The sequence below is a fragment of the Salinicola sp. genome (assembly GCF_982684285.1).
Map to the genome: position 1 here is coordinate 1 of NZ_CEXLVS010000386.1, position 2,384 is coordinate 2,384.

General features: G+C 66.1%; 3 protein-coding genes. All 3 read right to left on the reverse strand.

Going from position 1 to position 2,384, the window contains the following annotated elements; genetic code table 11:
- Positions 1-1,071 (reverse strand): sigma 54-interacting transcriptional regulator (locus tag AC3AYF_RS20170; RefSeq protein ID WP_295041377.1); only part of this gene is annotated, 1,071 nt, incomplete at its 3' end.
- Between the two features lie 204 nt (positions 1,072-1,275).
- Positions 1,276-1,824, reverse strand: coding sequence for a hypothetical protein (locus tag AC3AYF_RS20175; protein WP_295041375.1), 549 nt, complete (start codon positions 1,822-1,824; stop codon positions 1,276-1,278).
- Positions 1,809-2,384 (reverse strand): sensor histidine kinase (locus AC3AYF_RS20180; protein WP_487780284.1); only part of this gene is annotated, 576 nt, incomplete at its 5' end. The genes AC3AYF_RS20180 and AC3AYF_RS20175, both read right to left, overlap by 16 nt.

The window sequence follows — 2,384 nt, forward strand, 5'->3', positions numbered from 1 at the left end:
CGGCCAGCCGCTGGAGGCCAGCAGATTGAGCGCCTCGGGCGAGAAGCCCTTGACGAACGGCTTATGCCGCGCGGAAACCTGCGCCACCATGTGCTTGGCCAGCAGCGGGATGTCCTCGGCGCGATCCCGCAGCGGCGGCAGCTTGAGGTTGACCACGTTGAGGCGGTAGTAGAGATCCTCGCGGAAGTCGCCTTCGTGCATGGCGCGGTCGAGATCGCGGTGGGTGGCGGAGATGATCCGCACGTCGATCGGGAACGACTTGGTGCTACCCAGCGGGCGAACCTGGCGCTCCTGGAGCACACGCAGCAGCTTGACCTGCAACGGCAGCGGCATGTCGCCGATCTCGTCGAGGAACAGGGTGCCGCCGTCGGCGGCCAGGAACAGCCCCTCGTGCTGGCTGACCGCGCCGGTGAAGGCGCCACGGGCGTGGCCGAACAGTTCGCTCTCCAGCAGTTGTTCCGGTAGCGCACCGCAGTTGATCGCCACGAACGGCTTGTCGGCGCGGGGGCTGGCCTGGTGCATGGCATTGGCCAGCAACTCCTTGCCGCTGCCGCTGGGGCCGGTCAGCAGCACGCTGACGTCGGAGGCGGCGACCATGTAGGCCTGCTCGAGAATGCGCTCCATCTGCGGGCTGCGGGTGATGATCTGGGACCGCCACGCCTCGCCCCCCTCGCCGCGCGTGGTCGGCGTCTGCTTGAGGGCCTCATCGATCGCCTCGAACAGTTCGTCGCGATCGACCGGCTTGGTCAGGAAACTGAAGACGCCCTGGCGCGTGGCGCTGACGGCATCCGGGATCGAGCCATGGGCGGTCAGAATGATCACCGGCATTCCGGGCATGCGACGCTGCAGTTCGTGGAACAGCGCCAGGCCGTCCATCTCGTCCATGCGAAGATCGGATAGCACCAGGTCCGGGGAGGTCTCTTCGATATGCGTCAGCGCTTCGCGACCGCTTTCGGCGGTGGTCACGCGGAATCCGCGGCTTTCCAGGCGCATGCCCAGCAGCTTGAGCAGGCTGGTGTCGTCGTCGACCAGCAGGATATGGGCCGTGATGCCGCTCCTGCCCGGTTGCATGGCCGGCGTTCGCACCGGCCGGGTCTTATGAGCTTCTGTATTCAATGACATGGGATTGGCACCTCCTGCCACCGCTTCACCTTATCGCTGTCGATGAGGATGTGTCACGCTCGATGTGACGCGGTCGCGCGCGCCGGGAATGGCCTGGCATCGCGCAGATGGCTTGGTTTTACGTGAGTGTGGGTCGCGCGAACCTGGCGCGTCTCAGTCGCGGGCGTTGATCGTCCGCTCGATGTCGGTCAGCGCTTCCAGCTTGTCCGACATCTCCTTGAGCTGTTGCTTCAGCTTCTCGTTTTCCTGTTTCAGCGCCTGCGTATCGTTGCTGCCGACATTCACCCGGCTGCCTCCGCTCGAGCCCCGCAGCGCGTAGAGCTGCCGGCGCTCCTCCAGCTCGTTCAGCCACTGCTGCAGGAGGGGCTGCAGCCGGGGCGGCGCCGAGCCGATCGCGGCCTTATAGAAGCTCGAGGCCTGGGCCCATTGGCCGGGGCCGTCCCAGGAGAGCACCACGGCACGTACGGCCTTCTGGTCCATGCGGCTCTGACCGACCCGCTCCAGCACCTCGTCGCGCCACTCGTCATCGCCGCGCTGCGCTTCCAGGCCGAACGCGACCCAAGAGTCGACCAGGCAGACATTGTCGGCGTAGGTGGGAATGTCACCACAGCCATATTGCCTGGGTTCGCTGGAGAGGGACTGGCAGCCCGCCAGCGCCATCATGCCGCACAGGACGAGCGTCGCTCTTATCTGACTGACCATGTCTCTTTCCTTGCCTCACCGCCCGGAAACGTCTCGTCCGGCGCGGCCTCATTATCGTATTGCGCTCCGCGCACCGGGGCGCTGGCCCATGGCAGCGTGAGCCGGAAGCAGACGGGCAGTTCGGTGTCATCCACCAGCGCCAGCTGTCCGTCCTGCAATCGGGCGCAGTCCGCGGCGACCGAGAGCCCGATACCGGAGCCCTTGAGCGGGCCCTTGCGACGCGCGCTGCCCTGATAGAACGCTTCGAACAGGTGCTCGCGGTCCGACTCGGCGATGGGGTCCCCGCTATTGGCGACATCCAGCGCCAGCCAGTCGCGCTGATGGGCGACGCGAATCACCAGTTCGCCACCGTCGCTGCCATAGGCGATGGCGTTCGAGATCAGGTTGTCCAGCACCCGCGCCGTGCGCTCCCGATCGGCCTGCCAGGTCAGTGGATGGTGTGGACTCCGGACCTGCATGCCCTTGTTGTCGAGCGCCAGGCGATGCTTGGAGAGAACCTCCTGGATGATCGTCGCCACATCGAACTGGGTGACCTTCATTCGGCGGCTGTTCTGCAGCAG

What these genes read in the sequence shown, in the direction of transcription:
- AC3AYF_RS20175 (WP_295041375.1), bottom strand. Translation starts at nt 1,824, where the DNA reads ATGGTCAGTCAGATAAGAGCGACGCTCGTCCTGTGCGGCATGATGGCG.